This window comes from Flavobacterium luteum, from assembly GCF_008806775.1.
GTDB lineage: Bacteria > Bacteroidota > Bacteroidia > Flavobacteriales > Flavobacteriaceae > Flavobacterium > Flavobacterium luteum.
Genome location: NZ_WAEM01000006.1, coordinates 18,406 through 44,768 on the forward strand (window position 1 = coordinate 18,406; position 26,363 = coordinate 44,768).

General features: G+C 33.8%; 14 protein-coding genes and 1 tRNA gene. 9 read left to right on the forward strand and 6 right to left on the reverse strand.

Going from position 1 to position 26,363, the window contains the following annotated elements:
* Window positions 1-244: 244 nt before the first annotated feature.
* A complete protein-coding gene (locus F6464_RS10960) occupies window positions 245-3,454 on the forward strand; it encodes an immunoglobulin domain-containing protein (protein ID WP_151107857.1) in 3,210 nt (1,069 codons plus the stop codon).
* 314 nt (window positions 3,455-3,768) lie between these two features.
* Here the strand turns inward: F6464_RS10960 and F6464_RS10965 are convergent, their stop codons facing one another.
* Window positions 3,769-11,292: a T9SS type A sorting domain-containing protein gene (locus F6464_RS10965; protein WP_151107858.1), complete on the reverse strand. Its 7,524-nt coding sequence runs from the start codon at window positions 11,290-11,292 to the stop codon at window positions 3,769-3,771.
* Between the two features lie 605 nt (window positions 11,293-11,897).
* Between F6464_RS10965 and F6464_RS10970 the strand changes: the two genes are divergently transcribed.
* The 4 genes from F6464_RS10970 to F6464_RS10985 all read left to right on the forward strand — a co-directional run bounded on the left by F6464_RS10970 (window position 11,898) and on the right by F6464_RS10985 (window position 15,640).
* Window positions 11,898-13,109, forward strand: coding sequence for a hypothetical protein (locus F6464_RS10970; RefSeq protein WP_151107859.1), 1,212 nt, complete (start codon window positions 11,898-11,900; stop codon window positions 13,107-13,109).
* Window positions 13,106-13,837, forward strand: coding sequence for an SdiA-regulated domain-containing protein (locus F6464_RS10975; RefSeq protein WP_151107860.1), 732 nt, complete (start codon window positions 13,106-13,108; stop codon window positions 13,835-13,837). The genes F6464_RS10970 and F6464_RS10975 overlap by 4 nt, the downstream gene beginning before the upstream one ends.
* A gap of 1 nt (window position 13,838) precedes the next feature.
* The gene (locus F6464_RS10980) at window positions 13,839-15,014 is read left to right on the forward strand and encodes a porin (RefSeq protein WP_191963372.1); all 1,176 of its coding nucleotides are present in this window, start codon (window positions 13,839-13,841) and stop codon (window positions 15,012-15,014) included.
* Window positions 15,015-15,190: 176 nt separating this feature from the next.
* Window positions 15,191-15,640: a hypothetical protein gene (locus tag F6464_RS10985; protein WP_151107862.1), complete on the forward strand. Its 450-nt coding sequence runs from the start codon at window positions 15,191-15,193 to the stop codon at window positions 15,638-15,640.
* A 345-nt stretch (window positions 15,641-15,985) separates the two neighbouring features.
* Here F6464_RS10985 and typA read toward each other — a convergent pair whose 3' ends face one another.
* Window positions 15,986-17,782: a translational GTPase TypA gene (typA, locus tag F6464_RS10990; protein ID WP_151107863.1), complete on the reverse strand. Its 1,797-nt coding sequence runs from the start codon at window positions 17,780-17,782 to the stop codon at window positions 15,986-15,988.
* A gap of 165 nt (window positions 17,783-17,947) precedes the next feature.
* Here typA and F6464_RS10995 point away from each other — a divergent pair, with 165 nt between their 5' ends.
* The gene (locus F6464_RS10995) at window positions 17,948-19,660 is read left to right on the forward strand and encodes a PAS domain-containing sensor histidine kinase (protein ID WP_151107864.1); all 1,713 of its coding nucleotides are present in this window, start codon (window positions 17,948-17,950) and stop codon (window positions 19,658-19,660) included.
* Window positions 19,661-19,667: 7 nt separating this feature from the next.
* On the forward strand, window positions 19,668-19,973 hold the full coding sequence (locus tag F6464_RS11000; RefSeq protein WP_225318071.1) for a response regulator: 306 nt from the start codon (window positions 19,668-19,670) through the stop codon (window positions 19,971-19,973).
* A gap of 159 nt (window positions 19,974-20,132) precedes the next feature.
* Here the strand turns inward: F6464_RS11000 and F6464_RS11005 are convergent, their stop codons facing one another.
* A complete protein-coding gene (locus F6464_RS11005) occupies window positions 20,133-21,173 on the reverse strand; it encodes a PLP-dependent cysteine synthase family protein (RefSeq protein WP_151107865.1) in 1,041 nt (346 codons plus the stop codon).
* 76 nt (window positions 21,174-21,249) lie between these two features.
* On the reverse strand, window positions 21,250-23,313 hold the full coding sequence (locus tag F6464_RS11010) for a S9 family peptidase (protein WP_151107866.1): 2,064 nt from the start codon (window positions 23,311-23,313) through the stop codon (window positions 21,250-21,252).
* A gap of 141 nt (window positions 23,314-23,454) precedes the next feature.
* Between F6464_RS11010 and F6464_RS11015 the strand changes: the two genes are divergently transcribed.
* Window positions 23,455-23,775: a YbaB/EbfC family nucleoid-associated protein gene (locus F6464_RS11015; protein WP_151107867.1), complete on the forward strand. Its 321-nt coding sequence runs from the start codon at window positions 23,455-23,457 to the stop codon at window positions 23,773-23,775.
* Between the two features lie 41 nt (window positions 23,776-23,816).
* Here F6464_RS11015 and F6464_RS11020 read toward each other — a convergent pair whose 3' ends face one another.
* Complete coding sequence (locus tag F6464_RS11020) at window positions 23,817-24,845, reverse strand: threonine aldolase family protein (protein WP_151107868.1); 1,029 nt, start codon at window positions 24,843-24,845, stop codon at window positions 23,817-23,819.
* Between the two features lie 47 nt (window positions 24,846-24,892).
* On the opposite strand from F6464_RS11020, the gene prfB reads away from it, so the two are divergent.
* A protein-coding gene (prfB, locus tag F6464_RS11025; protein ID WP_151107869.1) for a peptide chain release factor 2 occupies window positions 24,893-25,991 on the forward strand; the annotation gives its coding sequence in 2 pieces (ribosomal slippage) (window positions 24,893-24,955 and window positions 24,957-25,991; 1,098 coding nt in all).
* A gap of 87 nt (window positions 25,992-26,078) precedes the next feature.
* Here the strand turns inward: prfB and F6464_RS11030 are convergent.
* Window positions 26,079-26,165: transfer RNA gene (locus F6464_RS11030), tRNA-Ser, on the reverse strand.
* Between the last annotated feature and the right edge of the window lie 198 nt (window positions 26,166-26,363).

Below are 26,363 nucleotides of genomic sequence, written 5' to 3' on the forward strand. Positions count from 1 at the left end.
TAATATACAATTTTTCTTATAATTTTTTTATATTATTGTATTTTGACGATTATATTTGACTTTAATAGATTATAATTATTATTTTCGAATTTCAATTTTGAACCTTTATTATTATAAAAAAGTACCAATTATTAAATAAATAAAATGAATTATATAAAATCTTTCTAAAAATCTTAACCTACTACCTTTATGTACTATTTATCCCAAATAGATAGTCTTCACCCATAATCTAAAAATTATACCTATGGAAAAATTACAACTTTCTTACATTCGACTATTATTCTTTTTTATGTTGTGTATAAACAGCGCTAAAGCCACAAACTATTATATCGATTCTGTTAACGGTTTAGATACTAATAATGGAACATCAATTTTAACTCCTTGGAAAAATATTTCCAAAATAAATGCATTGACCATCACACCTGGCTCAATTGTATCTTTAAAATGTGGTAGTATTTGGAACGGACAACAATTAAAATTTCTTGGTTCAGGAACAGCAACTGCTCCAATAATTGTAGATCAATACAGTACAGGGGCAAAACCAATTATTAATGGCGATGGATTAGCTACAACTGATCAAGGGGTAGTTTATTTATACAATCAGGATTATATAGAAATCAATAACCTAGAGATTACAAATTATCCTAGTTCATCTTCCATTACAAATCCAGATAGTATCTTTTTTGTTGGATTGTATGCAACAACTGGAACAAATCTGAATCCATTAGGGGCAGACAGACGTGGAGTTATGGTTGCCTTAAAAGATAAAGGGGTATCCAATCATATCTATTTAAAAAATTTAAATGTTCATCATGTTAAAGGGCAATTAGGAAATGGAAATACCGCTGTCAACGGTGCTATTCCTAAAAGAACTGGAGGAATCTATTTTGCAGTTTTGAATGAAAGTGCAACAAGCAACTCAAGATTTAATGATGTATTAATTGATGGATGTAATGTCAACTATTGTGAAAATATAGGAATTGCCTTTGATAATGAAGACAATGTATACTATCCAGGTGCTGATGAATATAATACTTGGTATGCCAGAAGATACTCAAACATTAAAGTAAGTAATAACATTATTCATCACATTGGTAAGAATGCCATGATAATAAGATGTACTGATGAAACTGGGTTGATCGAGAGAAATGTTTGTTATGAAACAGCCTTAGGAACAACTGGAAATACTATTTTTTCCGCTAGAGCAAAAGGTACGGTTTTTCAATACAATGAAGGATATTTTAATAGGGCTACCACTCAAACAGTAGATCCAGGAACTATTGATGGTAGTTTATATGATCCTGATTATGGTAGCGTTGGAATTATTTTTCAATACAGTTATAGCCATGATAATTCAGAAGGATTGTATTGGGGTTGTAATACTAGGGGATCAGCTAATAATACAACAGGAATTCCTGACCCTGAAGATGTAGGTTGTACTTTACGATACAACATTAGCCAAAACGACATGGGTGATCTTATCTTCTTCAATTATCCTTCAGCGGGTAATGAGATTTATAATAATGTATTTTATCTTAAATCAGGAATGAAGGCAAGTATTATTCATGAAAGCAGTAGTAAAAATCATACGTACAATTTTTATAATAATATTATTTATAACTTGAGTTCTAGTACAGGGTATAATTTCGGTTCCGGAACAGGTATTCAGACTAGAACAATTGAAAATAATCTATTTTATGGTAATCATCCTTCAACAGAGCCAGCAGATATAAATAAGTTAATATCAGATCCAAAGTTTATTGCCCCTGGCATGGGAGGTATTGGATTAAATACTCTTGACGGATATAAATTATTATCCGATTCACCAGCTAAATCAAATGGAAAAATAGCTCCTAACACTATTAAGTTTGACTTTTTTAATAATGTAATTAATACCTCAAAACCATTAAATAGAGGTGTTTTTGAAGGGATTAATGCTACTGCTGCTCCAATTGTAAGCAATCAAATTTTTTGTGGCACACTTATACCAACTGTTGGAAATTTAGTAGCTATAGGTACAGCTATTCAATGGTATGCAGATGCTACCGGAGGAATGGTATTGGCATCGTCGACAGTATTGTCAACAAAAACGTATTATGCTACCCAAACCGTTAACGGAATAGAAAGTGAGAGAATTGCATCTATTGTTACGGTAAATTCAACTTCAGTTCCTACCGCAAGTGCACAGGTATTTAACTCCTCTTCGAATCCTTTGGTAGCTGATTTAGTAGCAACAGGGATAGCATTGAAATGGTATTCAATAACAATTGGTGATAGCGCATTAGCCTCGACTACTGCTTTAACTTCAGGAACGTATTATGTATCGCAAACATTAAATGCTTGTGAAAGTTCTAAAGTATCCGTACAAGTAACAGTGAACACACTTTCTACTCCTTTACCAGTTGCAAATGCTCAAACCTTTTGCAATGCAGCGACAGTTGCAAATTTAGTTGCTACAGGAACAGCCATTCAATGGTATGCTGATGCAATTGGTGGAACGGCATTGATAGCAACTACGGCATTGTCAACTAAAACATATTATGCGACTCAAACAGTAAATGGCATCGAGAGTGAGAGACTACCTCTTTTGGTTACTATTAACCAGCCTATAGCAGGATTCATATCGGCATCCTCTTCATTAGTTTGCTCAGGAACTGGATTGAACTTAACATTGAATAATTTTAATGGAACAATTTCATGGCAGAAATCGACTAATTGGACTGCTGCAACACCAACATGGAGTACAATAACGGGCCAAATTTCAAAGACTTTATCAACTGGAAGTTTAACTTCATCCACTGCTTTTAGAACAATTCTTTCTATAGGTACATGCAATTCAGTTTCCTCTAATTATATTGTGAATGTAAGTAAAGCAGCTAAAGTTACTTCTATTTCAGGTGGCAACTCATCTTCTACAGCAGCTTGTATTGGAACTAAAGTGACTCTTAAATTAGCATCAGGTTATGTTGGAACCATACAATGGATGTCAGCAACATCTTCTAAAGGAACTTATACGGCGATAGCTGGAGCAAATTCAAGTACCTATGATTATTATCCACAAACAACAGCTACCATGTATTTTAAAGTGAGAATGACAAGTACGCCATGTTCAGCAACTGCTACATCATCATCCGGAATTGCTGTGTTTGCAAAAAATTGTCAATCAGTAGCACGATTAAAAAGGGAGTCAGTTGAACTTGTTGAACAATCCTTTAGTGTATTAACTTTTCCAAATCCTTTTAGTTCAACATTCAAATTAAAACTAACAACCTCAAGTGCTGAACCGGTATTAATAAAAACGTATGATATGATTGGAAAACTAATAGAAGTTTTAAAAGTGAATTCTTCGGATGTAGAATATCAAGAACTTGGTTACAATTATTCTTATGGGGTTTTCAATATAGTAATAAGTCAAGGTAAAAATATGAAATCGATTAGAGTTATAAAAAAATAAAAAATCCTAACTGCAATAAGAAAAACGTCTTCATAATTAGGACGTTTTTTTTATTAAATACCTCGGGTTATAGCCCACAAGGATTAACAAAGTTATATACAAATTCCACACAAGTAAGTTAACGAACAGACGAAGTACCTACACAAACAAAAAATCTGTACGGGACCAAGGGACGAACTGAGAAGCAAATCTCACGCAAAAAAAAATCGAAGCTGCCCTTCGAGGAATTAAACTTAATGAGATTAAATTTCATATCATAACAAAAAAGCCGTCCCAATAAGTGGGACGGCTTCCTTTATTTAAAATTTTAAGTCTTATCTTTTAGTCATTCGTAATGATTTTACTTTTTGTCCTTGAGATACAATTACATTGTAAATACCTGTTGGATAATTACGTCCTATTTCTAGAACACTCAATTCAGATACGGTAGCCTTACGAACTTCAAGTTGACGTCCAATCATATCATATACTTTCATTTCTACAAGAGCGTCGCTTGAACTCTCGATGTCTAAACTAAAGTGCGAGACAAATGGATTAGGGAACGCTTTTACGTTGAATATGTTATCAACTTGAGTTACATTCATTCTTGCAATAGGCGTTGTAATCGTACAAATGTCACCACCGTATGATTCTTGCCACTGTCCACTAACAGAGTATCTAACGGCAACATCTACTAAATAGGTAGTACCAGCGACATAACCTCCCGGCAATTCCGCAGCTGTTAATACTGTCATGTTACCTGAAGTTTTTTCAACTACTCTACTGATTAATGGATTGGATTGTAATCGTACTCTAAAGCGATATCCATCGGCTAAGAAAATTGATGCAGCATTAAGTCTTGGTGTAAGACTTGTAACTGTTTTGTTACATTGCGTAGTAACTAACTTAGAAAAAGGAAGTACAGGAGTTGTTACTGTACAAGCTGCTCCCCAAGGGGTTAGTGGAATATCTTTATTTACACCAGTAAAAGTTCTCACTCTAATACTATAAGATGTACTATATTGAACTCCTCCGATTAATCCTGTCATTGGATTAAAATAATAATTTGTACTAGTAGTGAAACGTGTACCAGAACCATCGGTTACTTCAAACTCATATAGAGTAGCTGTTACAACAGGACTTGCTTCAATAAATGTATTTATAGCAGCCAGTGTTTTCCCACATTGAAAAGGTCTAACGGTTGTTGATGCTGCAGGTGTTGGTGGTGCAAGTGGTGCTTTAACAATACAGGCACTTCCATAAGAATACTCCGTTGCACCTATAAAAACCTTAACCCGAATGCTATACTCTTTACCATAAGCTAAACCTCCTCCTAAAACTGAAGTTGGATTGAAATAGTAGTTTGGCCAAGTAAATTGAATTACCGTAAATGGTGCTGTGGTCAATGTAATCTCGAAACTATATTGTGTTGCACCTGCAACTGGACTCGCTTGAATGATGGTATCTGTTATAGGAAGGTATTGCCCACACTGTGTCGGTCTAATTTGTGTACATATACCTGCGGTTACCGTTGCAGTTCCAGCTTGTGCCTGAGAACAACCCGAATTTAAATCTTTTACACTAATCAAAATATAATTAACCGCTCCCACTAAAGCAATCGGGGCAAGCACTAAAGTAGCAGTACTACTACCTGATGTAGAGGTTATGATTGCAGGCGTACCGCTTACTCCTATTTTATAAGTAAACTCATATTGTACAACTCCTGAACCATTAGCTCCTGTAAAAGTAATAGATGGAGTAGTATTTAGACATGTGGTTACTGTACCTGATATGGTAGCCGTTGGTAATGGATTAACTGTCACCACAGCTGAACCACTATTGCCAATTCCTATAAAACCTGCTGCATCAGTAACTGATACTAAAGTATATGTAGTATTACCAGTTGGAGATACAGTAATCGCCGCATCACTAACATATCCATTCACAGTAATGTTTGAAGTACCATCGTTATAGACAACTGTATACGGAGATGTTCCGCCGGTAATAGCAATACTTATATCTGCTGAAGTACCATTACATATAGCAGTAGTACCCGATAGAATAGAGGATGTTGGAATATCTTCTAAAGGAGCATCAGTGGTACTAATAACTAAAGGGGTTGTACCACTTGTAGGACTTGCAGTATTAACTGTTGATGGCCAAGCACCATTTGCATCTGTCGCAGTAAGACCAATAGCGCTTCCTGTTGTAAAGGAGTATTCTTGTATGTTTCGTACTCCAGTAGCCAATGTATTTGGAATTAAAGTTCCCCAGGCTCCAGCAACAGCATTTACACTTGATGTGTAAAAGGAAGCATAACCAGAGGAAGTACTTCCGTCACTTTCTATATACGTTCCACTTACGGGTCTTCCTGTTCCAGCTGTATTGTCATAAAGCATTACGAAGTTTTTAGGAGAGCCATAACTTGTTCCCCTTATACCAGTAGCATCTGAAGCAGTAGTTCCTAAATTAATAGCCTTAACGCCACTTGTTGTAGTAAGTCTTGTTGCTACAGTTGTACCAGTAGAACCATTATTTAACATAATTCTCATGTTAACGGTATTTCCAGCATCGAATCTAGCATTTGATGTTGGTTCCGTAATAAACCAACCCGTATACGAACCTGCAGCATCAGTTGTAAAAGTACTATAATTACCAGCAGTTGCTAATGTTGGACCACTAGATAAAGAAAAACCACCCGAATTAGCAAAAATAACGTTACCTGCACCATTAGTAGTTGCAGCATCACTATTGATTACCACTTGATTGAAATAGCGGTAGGTAGAACTTGGTAGTAAATTATATAAGGTAGCTCTATAAGCATAAGGAAGTCTAGAACTAGAACCTTGAATGTATTGTGGCAATAAAACTTCAGTAAGAGCAGGTAAAGCAACAGGTGTTGCAGTAGCATCTGTTGTCCCTACTGACCATAAAGTACCATTTCGTGTAAATATTTTGAAGAAATATTGCGTACCATTAGTTAATCCACTAACTAATTGTGGAGAAGTAGTCCCTTTATACACTACAAATCCGTTTCCTAAACCAGTACCTGAACCATAAGTAAGGCTTGCCGTATACCCACTACCATCACTAGTTGGTGAAGCTGTGTTCGCTGCTGGAGCAGCCACAATCATGATTTCATCATAACAGGTAGTTGGTAAAGTAAATGCAACACTTACTTGTTGACTAACACCTGTTGCAGTAGCGGTGAAACCCGTTACATTTACAGGAGTTACTAGAGCAATAGTTTGCGTAGCTGTTGCCGTTCCGCTTCCTGTTGGAGTTCCTAGAGCAAAGGTTAAATCAGTAGCTGCAATGGCATCCACGCTTATCGTATTTCCTGAAGTAGTAGAACAAGGTAAATCGGTAGTTAAATAAAAATAACCTGTTGTTCCTGAGGGAATAGTTTGTGTTAAACCAGTAAATGAATGTATACCTGAACCTAAAGAAGTAGTTTTACTAACTAACGTTGTAGAAGTTCCAATCGCAAATGTTGGATTTGTAGAATACCATAACTTAAAGTTGGTTACATCTGCTGGAACATAAGTACCCGTTGTAGTAAAGGATATCGCATTTAATGTAGTTGAAGTAGCACTAACAGCAACATCGGCTCTATATAGTACATTATTGGTAGTACCATCATTGATATTAGCTACAGCAATAGTAGAACTTGATACTGCAATGGTTGGTATTACTGTACCAAAAGTAACCACTCCACCTTCAGAAATACTATTAGTAGTGATAGATGCATTGCTTGCAAAAGTAAAATTAGCATTTACTAGTGCAGGAACGACGATAGTATTTCCAGTAGTAGTAGTACCAGTAAAACCAAAATCTGCCGCTATCCAGAAATAACGATCTCCAACAGCACAGGCTTGAGCCAAACTACTAAAGGTAACGGTATCTCCATTAGCAATTGTTGCAGCTGCAACAGTACTTAAAGCAGTACCTCCTGGAAAAGACGATGATGTTGATGTATACAATTTAAAATTTGCCACATTACCAGCAACAAATGTTCCTCCTATTGTAAAAGAAATAGAATTTAAAGTGGTAGCATAGGTAGAAGTATTCACTCTAAAATTAGAGATAATATTATCATTTGTATTCAGATTCTCAGTGCTTGCAGAAGTTTGAGCAATACCAGCATGGTTAAGCACTACAGAAGAACAGTTTAATCCTGCATCAGCAGTTGCAATTACAATTGCTGTACTACCTCCAGTTGGACTTACTGTATTTATAGGACCAGTAGGCCAAGAACCATCTGCATCAGTAGCAGAACAAATGACAGAACCAGTTGTAAATGAACGCGTTTCAATTCTTCTTAAACCATTTGGTAATGCATTTGGAATAACAGCACCCCAAGCACCAGCAACTCCATTTACAGCTGATGTGATAAAAGTAGCAAAATTAGCTACACTTGCATTTCCATCATCTTCTATAAAAGTGGCAGATAAGGGTCTACCTGAACCAGCAGTATTATCATACAAACAAACAAAATCTTTAGCATTAGCAGAAGAAGTTCCTCTAATAGCCGTTGCGTTTGTTCCTCCAGCCGTAGTCGACATCGTAAGAACAGTTGAAGAACTAGTTGTAGTTGCAATTCTATCTACAAAAGTACCATTGTTACCATCATTCAAACGTATTCTAAAAAATACTTGAGCACCAGCGTTAAATCTAGCATTAGTAGTGGGCTCCGTAATAAACCATCCCGTATAATTTCCTGAAGTATCTGCTATAAATGTTCCATAAGTACTTGCAGTGTTTAATGTTGGAGCACCTGTTTCTACAAAATTAGCGGACTGCGTAGCACCAGTAAAAATAATATTTCCAGCACCAGCAGTAGTAGCACTATCAGTAGAGGATATAGCTTGATTATTGTAGCGGTATGTAGCATTTGCAGTTAAACCAGAAAGGGTCACACAATAAGCACTTGGAACTCTAGCATTAGTACCACCACTATGCATATATTGTGGTATTACTACTTCAGTTAATGCAGTACTAGTATAAGCGCTAGCTGAAACTTCAGTTCCTGCTGACCAAGTAGTATTATATCTTGTAAATATTTTTATAAAATAGTTAGTTCCGTTGGTGAAACCAGTTAAGGTTTGAGGAGCCGTAGTCCCTTTATACATGACATAACCGTTTCCAAAAGCAGTACCAGAAGTATAAGCAAGACTAGGAGTGTTATACAAACTTCCATCTCCAGTTGGAGTTCCACCTGTATTCGCAATAGGTGAAGCAACGACCATAATCTCATTATAACAACCTGATGGAGCAGTCCATACGGCATTAATTTGACCTGCAGTACCATTACCAACAGAGGTGTTAGTAGCAACATTAGACGGAGTTGTTGTTGCAGCAATTATAGTTTGTGATCCACCAGCTGTAAAGCCGCTTCCTGTTGCGCTTCCTAAGGTGAAAGTAAAGTCTCCAGTTGCAGTAGCACTTACATTTATAGTGTTAGTTATAGTTGCAAAACAAGAAACATCAGCAGTAAGAAACAAATATCCTGAACCTATTGCTATAATTTGTGACAAGGATGAAAAGGTTTGCGCACCTGCTCCTAAACCTGTTGTTTTAGTACCTATTGCTGTAGCCGTTCCTGTAGAAAAGGTTGCACTAGTAGAATACCATAATTTTAAATTACTAAGGTCACTAGCACTATACGTACCAGCCGTTGTAAAAGAAGCACTGGTTAATGTAGCATTTACAGCACCTACAGTAAAGTCGGCACGATACAACACATTGTTTGTCGTATTTTGGCTGCTATTTGCGGCAGCAATAGTTCCATTTGCTAGAGCAATAGTTGGAGGTACCACTGAAATGGTTTGACTGTTACTAGCAGCAACAGGATTTGTTCCTGTTTTTGTTCCAATAGCAAAAGTGATATTTGAAAAAGCTGTTGAAGCCAAACTAATCGTATTGGTTAATGTGGCTGCTGCATCTATAGTTGCGGTAACTAAAATATAACCAGTTGTTCCTGAATAAATAGATTGAGTTAAACCACTCACACCCACAGAAGCTCCAGTACCACCCACAGAAGTTTGAGTTGCTCCCAATTGAGTCGCTCCAGTTAAGGAGTTGGAGGTGTTATACCAAAATTTGATATTGGTTAAATCAGTTGCACCATAAGTACCAGCAGTATTTACTGTTATGGCATTTAAAGTTGCTGTAGATATTGTAACAGCGCAAGCAAATCCACCAATGATATTGTCAGCCGTTCCTTGATTTACCGTTGAAGCCGCAGGATGTGCCGAGCTTATAGCCATACTAGGATTACTAGCAGGAGCAAAAGCCACCCCTTTGATAGTCGATCCAGTTGGTGCTGTATATAAAGTAGTTGGACCAGTAATTGCAATAGTTGCATTCCAAGCAGCAGTATCAACCAATTTATTTATTTTATTTGCAGACGTAGCACCTGTTCCAGTTGTCATGTAGATATCGGCACCAGAACCATTGCTTTTAGCAGTTAATCCAAAACCACCAATAGTAGTTAAGTAAGTTCCCTTTGCAGTCCAAGTTCCAGAGATTAAGGCATATTTATAGATTGTCCCTACAGTTCCACTGGAAGCTTCAAGAACATATAAGACATCATACGTGCTACCATTTGAACCTGACGAGATAAACGAAAAATCCTGCATGTTTGCAGTTCCATTTGGAAGACCAGTAAGAGCAGTGTAAGTACCACCCGTTGCAGCAGAAATTATTCCAACTGCAGGAGTAGTTGTTAAAGAAGTTAATGCATACATGACGCCACCAAAAGCCTTAACAGCTCTCATATTTCCTGTTGGGCTGGCTGCAGAGGTAGTATTTGAATAAAATCCTCCTTGATCACCAATATACCATGTAGTGTTATTTAAACTAGATGCTCCACGGACTTGATTAGTACCAGTTCCTGTATAGGTAGTTGCTCTACTAAATGCACCATCAGGAGCATAAGTAAAAACAGCTTTTGATTGAACTGTATTTATATTTACGCTAGTTATACTGCTATTAGGAGCAGCAATAGCAAGTAAAGTACCATCATCAGTATTTGCCAAATAAGCCGTTGAAGTCGCACTTCCCGAAATTCTCACAGCATTAGTACCCGTTAGCGATCCTACATTATATAGAGTAGGAGTTTGACTAGCAGTTGTAGTATTTAATTCTACAATCGTAGCAGATGAATTATTACTACTGTTACTAGTAGCAATAAGTCCTACTATATTACCCGTTGTAAACGAAGTATTAGTGGCAGGTGCAACAGTTAATGTTCCACTAGTGGTAACACTACCTGATTTTGATCCTGCGGCGAAAGTAAAAGCTGTATTTGAAATAGCAGACATTACTACTGTTTTTCCTAAAGTAGCTCCTGAAGCAACATCAGCAGTAATCCAGAAATAATGAGTTGCTACCGTTAGCGAATAAGTTAAGCTATTAAAAGTTAAAGTTTCACCAGCACCTGTAGCCGTTGGAGTTAATGTTTTTAACAGGGTTGCTGAAGCAAAATCAGTTGATGTACCTCCATATAATTTGAAATTAGAGATATCTGACGTTGTATAAGTACCAGTTGTTACATCTACAATTTGAGTTAGTGATCCAGCACTGACCGTTTGCACAATTTGAAATTGAGAGACAATCTGGGTAGTTCCCTTCGCCAAACCACCAATATTAATTTGGGCGGCCGAAGCTATTGCACTCGTTTGAGAATGCCCTACAGTTCCTAATACCAAAAAAAACATTGGTAAAAGAAAACTTCTAATTTTTTCTAAAAACAGCTTGGGGTTTTCCCTCTTACTGTTTCTTCTGCTTGCTTGACTGTTCTCCTTTGAGGAGCATGGGGTCAAACCCTTGTTTGAAGTGAGTAAATTTAATTTCATTTGTTTTAACCTTTTTAAGTTTTGAAACGCAAAAATATTTGGATTAGTAGCAGTAGTCGATAAGTAAATATTATGGAAATATTAACAAATTGTAACTATGTATTTGGTCGGTGATTGTGTGTATTTGGTCGGTAATTTCATAAGATAAAACATCTTACTATAAAATTTTGTAGGATTAATAACCAATCCGCAAAATGGTTCGTTTTATGTTTTTTGAAGGGGAGAATTCAGAAATATATAATGTCACAAAATTGAAATCACTTGAAAGAAATTAGGACTTATTGAGTTTAATGGAGAATTGATATAATTATACTCTAATTATTTTGTTTTGAAAAAAAAATCACATTTTTTTTGATAAAAAAATATTTTTTAAAAAACGCTCACAAGATTACAAATAGCTGCAAAACTCTAAATAGTTGTTTTTAATAAAGGAGGCAACAACTATATATTCTTTAAAATAATATTTTTTTATATTTTGGTTGGAAGAATTTTAATCTAATGTAAATTAAAAGTTAACAGTAATTAAAAAAATTTACAAATTGTTAATATACAACTTTCCTTTATAAAATGAAAGCATGGTTTCTTTGTAAAAAAATAAAATAGAAATGAAAATAAGAGTACTTTATTTTAGTTTTCTTTCGATGTTCTTTTTCTCTTGCACAACTGATAGAGAAATTGCAACGGAGAACATTATAATAGATCCAAACAGTCAATTAATTTATTATTGGAATTTCAATACTTTAATAGGAACAGTTGATAAAGTTGTTCCAGATTATGCTTTACCTGCATTAAATGCTAATCTAACCTATCTAGGAGATGGCACTGGCTACATGGATAGTTTTACTACTGGTTATAGTTTAAATATTCGTAATAATGAGACAGAAGTTTCTGGTTTGCGTGTACGAAATCCAAGTGATACAAGAAGTTTAGTATTAACTGTGCCTACTGCGGGCTATAAACAAATCGTTGTAGCATTTGCTACCGCTAAAACAAGTTCAGGAGCTACCACTCAAAAATATTCATATACCCTAGATGGAATAACCTATATTAATTCAGGATTAAATTTAAATACCTATAACCCAAATGTTGATCCTTTAAGTAGTTTGGTTACATTAAATTTTTCTACCATCACAGGAGTAAATGACAACCCGAATTTTAAAATAAAAATTGATTTTGAAGGGGTGAATGCATCAGGTTTAACAGGAAACAATCGCTTTGATAATATTACTTTAGAAGGTGTGCCTATCCCTCTAGTGGATACTTCGGTATACTTATTTCAGTATTGGAATTTTAATGCTTTACCATCGGGTACTTTAACTTCAATTGCTCCGGATGCTTCTCTAATAAATAGCAATTCTGCTGCTATAACCTATATAGGAGCAGGTGCTGGCTATATGGATCAATATACTCCAGGTGCTGCACTTAATGCTCAAAATGGTGATATTGATGGGTTAGGACTTCGATTAAGAAACCCGAGTGACACAAGAAATCTTTTAATTACAGCCTCAACTGTAGGATACAAAAATGTTATTGTAAAATTTGCTACGGCAAGAAGCTCTATAGCTGGAGCTTCTATTCAAAACTACTCGTACAGTATTGATGGAATTAATTTTAGTTCAGCCCTCTTACCAGTGACCACTTTTAGTCCAAACATAGATCCAGCTTATGATATCATAACCTTAGATTTCTCATCTATAATAGGAGCTAATAATAACGCTAACTTTATTGTGAAAATAAGTTTTTCTGGGTCTGAAGCATCTGGAAGTTCTGGAAACAATCGTATTGATAATGTCACCTTTCAAGGAAATAAATTATGATTTACTTTAAAAATTATTTTCTTACAGGTCTACTACTTATCTCTTTTTCGGAAGTAGCACAAAAAATTACAACTTTAAAGCCAACTCGTTTCATAAATGTTGCCATCCCTGAACCATCTGATATTTGTTACAACTCAAAAACAAATACTTTTTATATTGTAAGTGATACAGGCATTCTTTTTGAAACAGACAGCAATGCAAAAATCATTCGCAAAATAGTACAAAAAGACACTGATTTTGAGGCTGTCTATTCAGATGACAATAAGGTATATGCCGTAGACGAAACCAATCGTAATATATACATATACGATAGTACCACATTTAAAGAAGATAAGGTTATAAATCTTCCTTATAACGGAGGCAAGAATAAAGGCTATGAAGCCTTTACGTATAACACAGATAACCAAAAATTTATACTATTGACAGAGAAAGACCCAATTATTCTTTTTGAATTGGATTTAGATTTCAAAATCACCAAACAAACAATTTTGAATAGCATTGCCAAAGACATTTCCTCAGCAAAATATTATCATGATTTTCTTTGGCTTTTAAGCGATGAAAGCATGATGCTTATGAAATTAAATCCTAATACATACGAAGTAATACAAAAATGGACGCTTCCCGTAATAAATCCAGAAGGTTTTGCATTTGATTCTAATGGAAATCTCATAGTGACTTGCGATGATATGCAACGCATGTATTATTTTAACAACCCTGAAAAAAAATAAAATGAAACACTATCTACTAACTATACTTGTATTATTTTGTATAAATAGCACCTTTGCACAACTTACGTTAACAAACGGGAATCATGTTTTAGAAATATCAGGAAGTGTTTCAGGATTTTATAATTATCGTTCGCTAAAAGCAGGCGAAATAGATCATTCAAAAGACAGGTTTAAGCTTCGTGATGCTCAAATTGGTCTTGATGGTCGTGTAGGGGATGATTTTGAATATGCTTTGAAAGTCGATTTTGCCGATATAGCAGCCAATAATGTTACTAATACTATTGATCCAGAAAACCCAGGATTAATGGATGCGTCCATAACTTACAAAGGGTTAAAATTTATGGACGTTGAAATGGGATATGGAAAACTGCATTATTCAAGAGATGTAATGGTCCCTTTTGAATATTCAGCCTATTGGCAAAGTGCTGAATTAACTAGAGGTTCTATTTTTTCTACACGAGATATTGGTGTCACCTTGATGAAAAATTTTTGGAAGCAAAGAGCCAACATTTACATAAGTGCATATACAGGTCTTGGGGAACTTTCTATTGCTGGGGACAATGACCCAAGTGGCAAATTAGAATATGTTGGACGTTTTGACTTGTCCTATCCATCTCGTTACCGTTATAGAGATATTGATGACAGACATACTCCAATACCCATGTTTTCAATAGGTATAGACGGAAGATATATGAATAAAAAATTACCTTCGGGAACTTCATTTCCTACTGATGCTGCAGGGGCTTATGGACTAAAAGTGATTGATGGAAAAAGATATATTTACGGAATAGATGCGTCTTTTCAATATATGGGATGGTCTGGCCAATTTGAAATTCAACAAATACGAATGGAACCACAAAACACTGATGATCCATTATTTCAAAATTTAACTCCGCAACAAACTAAAGGTTATGTCCTAGCGGGAGGTTATATTGCACAATTAAATTATTTTATTCAAGATTGGAAAACGATACTATCTGCTCGTTATGAAGAACTAGACTTAAATGACTTAGTTTCTGGAAATTCTCAACGCTTTTCTCCAGCAATTGCCTATCAAATACATGGTTATAATGCTATGATTAAATTGCAGTATTTTAATATCATTAAAGAAGAAAGTATCGATCCTTTTAATTGGAATGAACAATTTAGGTTGGGAATGCAATTTCAGTTTAAATAAGTGTAAGTCAGATTTTTTTTAACGTTGTTTCATAAAAACTCTATAAACTTTTATAGAGTTTTTTTTATACATTTTTTTCTTCAAGCTATCAGAAAGGATTTTGTTTATTTTTTGATTTAATTCAAAAACACTTAAGATAAAAACTTAACATTGGCGAATACTTTTATATATTATATTTGTTAACTTTAAATTTACAATTACATAACATTAATATTAAAATTATGGTAAGAAGAGCCGTTATAAAACCATTGGAAAATATGGTGGATACTATTCAGGAAAACACTGAAGAAAAAATAAATGAAACCACTCAAATAGAACAAAATAATTCTATTGAGATTTCTGAACAAATTGAACCTGAAAACTCAGAAGAAATTTCCGAATTAAATGAAGAAGTCACATTGGAAAATAGTGATGATGAAATAAAACGCGTTAAAAACAAAACAAAAAAGATGAAAAAAGACGAAAAAGAAAAAGCTAAAGAGAAAAAAGAAAAAGCTAAGAAAAAAGAAAAGGCTAAAAAAGCCAAACAAAAAGCTAAGGAAAAGGAAAAAGCAAAAGCAAAGGCAAAAAAAGAAAAAGCGAAACAGAAAGCTAAAAAAGAAAAATCTAAAAAGAAGAAGAAATAGATAAAAAAAGATTATTCTGTAGCTATCCCTAAAAATTACTAGTTTTAGGTTTTTTGAAAAATATGTATTTTGAAAAAAATAATGCAACGAAATTGAAATCGCTTTGAAAAAAGTAGGAATAATAATATTTATGGGTAATCGCTATAATTATCCTATGATAAAAAAATATTTTTGAAAAAAAAAAAAAAAAAAATCACAAGTTTGTGAGCAAAAAACTATTTTTTAAAAAACGCTCACAAGATTATAAATATTCTATTTTCTACTCTCATCAACTATTTTATTTTCATAAAAAAAGCCCCTTCGTTTCCGAAGAGGCTCTCTAAACTATATATTAAAAATCAAAATTTAGATTTTAAATCGCTTTCTATCTGTTTCTGTCAAATATATTTTTCTTAAACGAATTGATTTTGGAGTAACCTCAACGTATTCATCTTTCTGAATGTATTCTAAAGCTTCTTCTAATGAGAAAATAATTGGTGGAATAATTCTTGCCTTTTCATCATTTCCAGAAGAACGAACGTTTGATTGTTTTTTCTCTTTTGTTACATTTACACACATATCATCCCCACGTGAGTTTTCTCCAATAACTTGACCTTCATAGATTTCAGTATTTGGTTCAACAAAAAACTTACCACGATCTTGCAATTTATCGATAGAATAAGGAATCGCTTTTCCTTTTTCCATAGAAATTAACGAACCTTTATTACGTCCAGAAATTTCTCCTTTGTATGGCTCATATCCTATAAAACGATGCGCCATAATGGCCTCACCAGCAGTAGCCGTTAGCAATTGATTACGCAAACCGATAATTCCACGAGATGGAATATTAAATTTCACAACCATACGTTCGCCCTTGGTTTCCATAGAAAGCATTTCGCCTTTACGTAAAGTAACAAACTCAACAGCACGGCCAGAAAGAGATTCTGGTAAATCTATAGTCAATTCTTCAATTGGCTCACATTTTTTACCGTCAATTTCTTTGATAATAACTTGTGGCTGGCCAATTTGTAACTCATACCCTTCTCTTCTCATGGTTTCTATAAGAACTGACAAGTGAAGTACTCCACGACCAAAAACCATGAACTTATCGGCAGAATCAGTTTCACCTAATTTCATCGCTAAGTTTTTCTCCAACTCTTTTGTCAAACGGTCTCTAATATGGCGAGAAGTTACAAACTTACCTTCTTTACCAAAAAATGGGGAGTCATTAATAGTAAACAACATACTCATTGTTGGTTCGTCAATGGCAATAGTTTGCAAAGCTTCTGGGTTTTCAAAATCAGCAATAGTATCTCCAATTTCAAAACCTTCAACACCTACAATAGCGCAAATATCCCCAGCAACAACTTCCTGAACTTTCTTACGACCAAGCCCTTCGAAAGTATGCAATTCTTTGATCCTTGATTTAATAATTTTACCATCTCTTTTCACTAAAGAAATAGGCTGTCCTTCTTTAAGAACACCTCTTTCTAAACGACCAATCGCAATACGACCAGTAAAAGCAGAAAAGTCTAATGATGTAATTAACATTTGAGGCGTTCCTTCTGAAACTTTAGGAGCTGGAACGTTCTCAATTACCATATCTAACAAGGCTTCGATATTGTCAGTAATGTTGTCCCAATGGTCAGACATCCAGTTATTTTTAGCCGAACCATAAACAGTAGGAAAATCCAACTGCCATTCTTCAGCACCTAATTCAAACATTAAGTCGAAAACTTTTTCATGAACTTCTTCGGGTGTACAGTTTTCTTTATCTACTTTATTAATTACTACGCACGGTTTTAAACCAAGGTCAAGTGCTTTTTGCAAAACAAAACGTGTTTGTGGCATAGGACCTTCGAAAGCATCAACTAATAGACAAACACCGTCTGCCATATTTAACACCCGCTCTACCTCTCCACCAAAATCTGCGTGACCAGGAGTGTCAATAATATTAATTTTTGTTCCTTTATATTGTACGGATACGTTTTTAGATGTAATTGTAATACCTCTTTCACGCTCTAAGTCGTTATTATCAAGGATTAGGTCACCTGTATTTTCGTTGTCACGAAACAATTGACAGTGATACATAATTTTATCAACCAAAGTGGTTTTACCGTGATCGACATGGGCAATAATTGCAATATTTCTAATAGATTCCATCTGTTATTTTTAATGGGTGCAAAGGTACACTTTATTTTGATATAATAAACTTTTGATTTTTAATAGTTACAGTATGTTAAGTTCTTATATGATTTTATCAAAATTAAATTGGATAACTTTAAGAAATACATAATAATTTTGCAATATTTTTTTTATATTTGAGTAATGAAAAACAAAGCAACTAAAACAACCTTACTATTTGTACTTTTTTCCATATCTCTTGCTTTTGTGAGTAATTTGATTTTAAATAAATTATTCTATTTTCCCTCTAATTTCTTTATTTATAGCTACTCAAAGGATTTGGGTCTCATTTTTTTGGCAGGTATTATTTTTAAATATACACTTTCTAAAAATGATGCACGTAACAGAAAAATATTTGATTCACTTCAAAAAAGTAACGACGAAATATTAAAATCGAATGAAAGATACGATATTGTAGCAAAAGCGACTAGTGATACGATATGGGATTGGAAGATTATTGAGGATGATTTTGTTTGGAATAAAGGAATACAAGGGATATTTGGTTATAAAGCTGAAGAAATAGGAAAAACTTCAAAGTGGTGGTTTGATAGAATACATCCTGAAGATAGCATTAAGATGTCTATAAAATTATATTCATTTATAGAACAAAAAACAGAGAAATGGCAGGATGAGTACCGATTTAAATGTGCTGATGGCAGCTATAAATATGTTTTCGATAGAGGATTTCTTGTAAAAGACGAAAATGGTAATGTTATTAGAATGATTGGAGCCATACAAGATGTCACAAGACAAAAAGAAGAAGAACAAAGACTTAAACTCCTAGAAACTGTTATTACTCAAACTAAAGATGCCGTAATTATAACAGAATCTGACAAATCGAATAGAGCTGTGCCAAGAATAGTTTTTGTTAACCCTGCATTTACAAAAATGACAGGCTTTCAATCCAATGAGGTTATAGGAAAAACTCCAACTATTTTTATGGGACGAAAATCTGTAGAAAATGAAATTGGCAATTTATCAAAAGCTTTAAGAGGAAAAGAAGAGTTTAAATTTGAAACTTTAAATCATAAAAAAGACGGCGAGGAATATTGGGTAAGTTTTTCTATGATTCCAATTACTAATAAAGAAGGCGAACATTCGCATTGGATTTCTATTCAAAGAGATATTACTGAGGAGAAGAAACAAGAAAAAGAAAAGGAACATCTGATTCGAGAATTAACCAGAAATAATAAAGACTTGAAGCAATTTTCTTATATTACTTCCCACAATCTGAGAGCTCCTCTTTCTAATTTAACTGGATTGTTAAACTTAATTGAAGATATTCCTATTGACAATCCCGAATTAAAAGAAATTTTAAATGGCTTTTCTAAATCGACTCATTTATTAAATGAAACTATAAACGATCTAATGAAAGTTATCATTATAAAAGATAACCCATCTATAGAAAAAGAAGAAGTATTGATTAAAGATGTTTTTGAAAATGTTTTTAACCAATTAAGTGTTTTAATAAGCTTGCATAAACCCATTTTAAAAATAGAACTCGAAAAAGTTACTATTTTAAATGTAAATAAATCGTATCTTGAAAGTATACTTTTAAATTTATTTACCAATGCCATTAAATATAGATCTCCAAAAAGAATCCTTAGAGTTTTTGTATCTTCAAAAGAAGTTGGAAACGAAATTGTCCTGATTTTTAAAGACAACGGAATTGGTATTGATTTAGAAAGAAATAGAGATAAAATTTTCGGATTGTATCAAAGATTTCATAATTATTCCGACAGTAAAGGATTAGGACTTTATTTAGTAAAATCACAAGTAGAATCGATGGGTGGAACAATAAGTATAGAGAGTGAAGTTGATAAAGGAACTACTTTTACCATAACTTTTAAAAAATAGTAAAAACATGTATGATTTGATTTTATGCGTAGACGATGACCCAATTACCTTGATGCTCTGCAAAATGGTAATTTCGAAATCTTCTTTTTCAAAAGAAATTATTACCGCTCAAAACGGGGAAGAAGCTCTGGACTATTTCGACAATTTAAAACTCAATAATCTAGGTGTAACAATAAAAGATTACCCAAAATTAGTATTCCTAGATTTGAATATGCCAATAATGGATGGTTGGGATTTCTTAGATCATTTTTCTACCGAAGAATATACTAGTTATTTTAAAGATACTAAAGTTATAGTTCTTTCTCAACTATAGACCCTGAGGACATTAATAAATCTAAAACATATCCTATGGTTATCGATTTTATTTCTAAACCAATTACAAAAGAAGTTTTAGAAAATTTAAAGGCTTTAACATAAAATAAAACCGTTTAAAAATACTTTTAAACGGCTTTTATAACTTATGTAATAAATTCTATTTTATAAATTCTATTTTTTGTGCTTCTTCAGCATTTACACTATCAAAGAATCCTTGTTCGTTCATCCAGTCGTCACTAAACACTTTACTCATATAGCGCGAGCCGTGATCTGGAAAAATGGCGATTACATTACTATTTTCATTAAATTCTTCCTCAACAGCATATTGTCTGATGGCTTGAAGTACCGCACCTGATGTGTAACCAACAAATAAACCTTCTTTTTTAACAATTTCTCTTGTAGCATGAGCACTCTCTTCGTCGGTAACTTTCATAAAATGATCAATTATGTCGAAATCAGTAGCTGTTGGAATTAAATTTTTTCCTAAACCTTCTATTCTGTAGGGATAAATTTCATCATTGTCAAATTCTTTAGTTTCGTGATACTTTTTTAAAACAGATCCAAAAGCATCAACTCCTAAAATTCTAATATTTGGATTTTTTTCTTTTAAAAATTTTGCGGTTCCTGATATAGTTCCGCCTGTTCCGCTACATGCAATAAGATGAGTAATTTTGCCATTTGTTTGTTCCCAAATTTCAGGCCCCGTAGTTTTATAATGAGCATCAATATTTAACTGATTGAAATATTGATTGATATAAACTGACCCTTTGGTTTCTTCATGCAAACGCTTTGCTACACTATAATAAGAGCGCTCATCATCTGCAGATACATGTGCTGGACAAACATAAACTTTTGCTCCTAAACTGCGCAACATGTCTATTTTATCTTTAGAAGATTTTGAACTTACAGCTAAAATGCAATTGTATCCCTTTATAATGCTTACCATAGCTAAACTAAAACCAGTATTACCAGAGGTAGTCTCTATTATTGTATCACCAGGAGAAAGAATTCCTCTTTTCTCAGCTTCTTCAATAATAAATAAAGCAATTCTATCTTTAGTTGAATGACCTGGATTAAATGCTTCTACTTTCGCATAAAAATTACCTGCTAAATTTTCGGTAACTTTATTGAGCTTAATAAGAGGTGTGTTTCCTATTAACTCCAAGACATTATTATAGGCTTTTATTTCTTCTTTCATAAAAAAATAGTTAATCAAGGTTTCCTTTTTGAATATGGCAATGACCTTAAATCCTTGCAAATCTAATAAAAAAAAATTAATTACTCTTAATTCTTTCTAAATCTATTAAAAAACTAAACTCTTTTGCTAATTCTTTTAGTGCTTCAAATCTTCCTGAAGCCCCTCCATGACCAGCATCCATGTTTGTGTCTAAAAAAAGTAAGTTATCATTTGTTTTCAACACTCTTAATTTTGCAACCCATTTTGCTGGTTCCCAATACTGTACTTGAGAATCGTGTAATCCAGTTGAGATATACATGTTTGGGTAATCTTGCGCTTTTACATTATCATAAGGAGAATAGGAACGCATATAATCGTAATATTTTTTTATGTTAGGATTACCCCATTCGTCATATTCTCCTGTAGTTAGTGGGATAGTCTCATCAAGCATCGTAGTTATTACATCTACAAAAGGAACCTGAGCTATCACTCCATTATATAATTCGGGAGCCATATTTACTACCGCACCCATTAATAGACCTCCTGCAGAACCACCCTCAGCATATAAATGTTTTTCTGAAGTATACTTTTGATTAATCACAAATTTTGAGCAGTCTATAAAATCTGTAAATGTATTTTTCTTTTTTAATAATTTTCCATCTTCATACCATTTTCTCCCTAAATCTTCTCCCCCACGAATATGAGCTATAGCAAAAATAAAACCTCTGTCTAATAGGGATAAAGTCGTTGAAGAAAAATAAGGATCCATTGAAGCTCCATAAGAACCATAGCCATAAAGTAATAGTGGATTTGTACCATCTTTTTTTATACCTTTCCTATAAACCATTGAAATTGGGATTTTAGTTCCGTCGGTTGCAGTTGCCCAAATCCGTTCTTCGGTATAATTATTTTTATCAAATTTTCCGCCAAGAACTTGTTGTTCTTTCTTGACTTCTTTGGTTTTGGTTTTCATATTAAAATCGATTACTGAGGGTGGCGTTGTCATCGATTGATATCCGTAACGCAAAACATCAGTGTCAAAATCGACATTAGTGCCTGTATAAGCAGTATAGGTTTCAATCTCGAATGGCAAATAATATTCTCCTTTCCCACTCCATGGCATAATTCTAATTTTATTTAATCCGTTACTACGTTCTGAAACAACCAAATAGTTTTTAAATATTTCAATGTCTTCAATTAAAACATCTGAACGATGCTTAATTAAATCAGTCCAATTTTCTTTAGCAGTAGCATTTTCAGGAGTTTTCATTACCTTAAAATTGGTAGCTTTATCGGCATTCGTTACAATATAAAAACTATCACCATAATGAGAAATACTATATTCTAAACCTCTTTTTCTTTTTTGAAAAACCTTGAATTTACTCTCGGGTTTATCTGCTAATATTGTTCTGTATTCTGTGGTTATTTTGCTAGAAGAACCTATTACAATGTACTTTTTAGACTTTTCTTTGGATACAGAAACATAAAAAGTATCATCTTTTTCAAAATAAACCAACTCATCTTTTGAGCTATCTATACCTAATTTATGCTTAAAAACTTTGTCTGAACGCAAGGTTTGCTCATCTTGTTTGGTATAAAAAATAGTTTTGTTATCATTTGCCCAAGTGGATTCTCCTGAAGTGTTTTCAATATTATCCGAGAGAGTTTCTCCAGTAAGCAAGTTTTTTATTCGTAATGTATAAATTCTCCTACCTACAGTATCAAGCGCAAATGTGGCAAATTGATTGTCCATGCTAATACTTAAACCACTTAATTGAAAATATTTTTTGCCTTTTGCCATTTCATTGCAATTGAACATTATTTCTTCTTTGGCGTCAAGACTTTCTTTTTTCCTAGAATAAATGGGGTAATCTTTTCCAGTTTCAAAACGAGTAATGTAGTAATATCCGTTGTATAGATAAGGAACTGATTCATCATCTTCCTTAATACGGCTTTTCATCTCTTCAAACAATTCCACTTGAAACTGCTTAGAATCAGCAGTTACAGTATTGTAATAGTCATTTTCTTTATTGAGATAATCAATAACTTCAGGGTTTTCTCTATCATTTAACCAATAATAATTATCTACTCTAACATCTCCATGTTTTTCTAACGTTCTTGGGATTATTTTTGCTAAAGGCGCTTTAATTTTATTGATCATTTTTTGTGAATTAGTATGTATTGAAGAAAAAGCAAAAATAATGCAAAGACTTGAAATTAAAATTCTATTTTTCATTAATAATTAAATTGAATATGATGCTGCAATATAGTAATTTTACAGCTCAATTTTAAAATACTAAAAATGGATTTAATGGGAATGATGGGTAAACTAAAAGAAACCCAACAAAAAATAGAAGATACAAAAAAGCGACTAGACACTGTTTTGATAGACGAGCAAAGTAATGATGGCCTCTTAAAAGTGACTGTAACTGCTAATAGAACCGTAAAATCGATAACAATTGAAGATTCTTTATTAGAGGATAAAGACCAATTAGAAGACTATTTAATTTTGGTTTTAAATAAAGCTATAGAAAAAGCATCAAATGTAAATCAGGCAGAATTAGATGCAGTTGCAAAAATGGATATGCCAATGATTCCAGGTATGGATCAATTGTTTAAGTAGTAAACGGTAACTATTCTGGTAAATTATTAGTCGCTCAAATGTTATTTAACAACAATTCTTTCAAAGGTTTCTAAAACGTAACTGTGCATTACTTCTCGATAATCTAAATGGGTTACAATTCTTAATTTTCCGTGACCCAAAGAGCTGATATGAATGTTTCGCTCTTTTAATTTTTCAATAAATACATTTTCATTTAAGCCCTCTTTTAATGAAAATATTAAAATATTCGTTTCTATAGGTTCTACTTTAGCAATCCAAGATGATTTTTCTAGAACAGCACCTAACTCTTTTGCACGTCTGTGGTCGTCTGCCAGTCTTTGTAAATTATTATCTAAAGCATAAATACCTGCTGCTGCTAGATACCCTACTTGTCGCATGCCACCACCTAACATTTTACGAATTCGCAAAGCCCGATGAATTGTTTTTGCATCAGAAAGTAAAAGAGAACCAATTGGAGCTCCCAAACCTTTTGATAAGCACACAGAAATCGTATCGAATACTTTTCCATATTCAGCAGGATTATCATGGGTTGCTACCAAAGCATTCCAAATACGAGCACCATCCAAATGAAATTTTAAATTATTAGCATCACAAACTGATTTTATACGTTTAAATTCTTCAAAATCATAACAGCCTCCACCGCCTTTCATAGCTGTGTTTTCCACAGTAACTAAACTAGTTAACGGACTGTGATAAAACTCAGGGTCATTTATGGCCTCTGCCACTTGTTTAGCAGTAATCATTCCGCGATTACCATCTAATAAACAGCAAGAAACACCACTATTAAAGGAAACTCCGCCACCTTCATAATGATAAATGTGAGCTAATTTATCAGTGATAAGTTGTTCTCCGGGTTGGGTATGTAATTTAATCGCCGTTTGATTGGCCATTGTTCCAGAAGGAAAAAACAAAGCCGCTTCCATACCAAACATTGTAGCTGCTTTAGCTTCTAATTCAATTACAGTTGGGTCTTGTTTGTATACATCGTCTCCTACTTTAGCATGAAACATGGTTCGCAACATTTCCTCTGTAGGTTTTGTAACAGTATCGCTAACTAAATTTATTTCCATATTCTAAAAACTAAATCTTATTTTTGTGCCACAAAATTACATAATTTATGACAACTACCGAACAAATAAAAGGTATTGTAGAGCGCCTTGGTGCGTTGAGGAGGTATCTTTGACGTTGATGCCAAATTAATCGAAATTACTAACGAAGAAGAAAAAACATTAGCTCCTGATTTTTGGAACAATCCAAAAGAAGCTGAAAGCTATATTAAAACCCTTCGCTCTAAGAAAAAATGGATTGAAGACTATAATAAAGCGGTCGAAATGACTGATGAATTGCAACTCGCGTTTGAGTTTTACAGAGAAGGTGAACTTACTGCAGAAGAATTAGACGAGCAATATCTTATTACAAATGCCCATATTGAAGCCATCGAATTTAAGAATATGCTTTCGGATGAGGGCGATACTTTAAGTGCTGTTTTGCAAATAACATCGGGAGCTGGCGGAACCGAAAGTTGCGATTGGGCTGAGATGCTTATGCGAATGTATATGATGTGGGGTGAAAAATACGGGTATAAAATTAAGGAGCTAAATTTTCAAAAAGGAGAGGCCGCTGGAATAAAGACCGTAACCTTAGAGTTTGAGGGCGATTATTCTTTTGGTTATTTAAAAGGCGAAAACGGCGTACATCGTTTGGTGCGTATTTCTCCTTTTGATAGCAATGCAAAACGCCATACCTCATTTGCTTCTGTTTACGTTTACCCATTAGTTGATGATAGTATTGAAATTGATATTAATCCTGCCGATATTGAAATCACGACTTCACGCTCTAGCGGTGCAGGTGGACAAAATGTAAATAAAGTAGAAACCAAAGTGCAATTGGTACATAAACCTACTGGTATTCAAATTCAATGTTCAGAAACACGTTCACAACAAGACAATAGACAACGGGCAATGCAAATGTTACGTTCACAATTGTATGAAATTGAATTAAAAAAACAGCAAGAACAACGGGCTGACATTGAAGCTGGAAAAATGAAAATTGAATGGGGCTCCCAAATAAGAAACTATGTGATGCATCCTTATAAATTGGTAAAAGATGTTCGAACAGGTTACGAATCTAGTAATGTTGAAGGCATTATGAATGGTGAAATTGATGACTTTTTGAAAGCCTATTTAATGATGATGGGGCAAAAAAGCGAAGAGTAAATTTTAAATACTATAAAGATATTATAAAAGAAAAAACCCTTTAAAAACATATGTTTAAAGGGTTTTGTTTTGAATTATAATTATTAGCGGAGAGTAAGGGATTCGAACCCTTGGTACAGTTTCCCATACGCATGTTTAGCAAACATGTCCTTTCGGCCACTCAGGCAACTCTCCAGGCTCAAAGAACGTGTCTAAATTTAAGCGGTAGCAAATGTAGCTTTCTATTCTATATTTCACAAATAAAAATACTGTTTTTTTTTACTTTAAACTAAAAGTATTAACAATCAAATCTATAGGTTTCAAAAAGTAGAATTCGCACCTCTTTTTTCAAAATAGTAATCTAAAACAAATTGAATACAAGAGTAAATTTAT